The organism is Lactobacillus nasalidis, from assembly GCF_016587775.1.
In the GTDB taxonomy this organism is placed as follows: domain Bacteria; phylum Bacillota; class Bacilli; order Lactobacillales; family Lactobacillaceae; genus Lactobacillus; species Lactobacillus nasalidis.
Genome location: NZ_BOCG01000206.1, coordinates 1 through 251, shown reverse-complemented (window position 1 = coordinate 251; position 251 = coordinate 1). Strand labels below are relative to the sequence as shown.

The window sequence follows — 251 nt, the reverse complement described above, 5'->3', positions numbered from 1 at the left end:
CCCGTATAATCAAAGTGACCAACATTGACGTCAACCGCGGTAGCTTTGCCTGTTTTGTCTGGCAGCTTAACATCCTCAGCCTTGATCTTATACGGGATGGCAACGTAATAACGGCCATTTTCTTTGAAGTAGCTGACAACGCCAAATTCATCTGACAAAGGCTTTTCGCTCAGCTTGAAGCCACGCCATTGATCTTTTGGAACGTGGCTTCTTCTTGCCCGCTCCAAATAAAGAATTCCGTCCTTGATCTT

At 45.8% G+C, this 251-nt stretch carries 1 pseudogene; it reads right to left on the bottom strand.

Annotation, left to right across the window (positions count from 1 at the left end):
• Window positions 1-251: pseudogene (locus tag lacNas_RS03535) on the bottom strand (helix-turn-helix domain-containing protein); the annotation flags it as partial.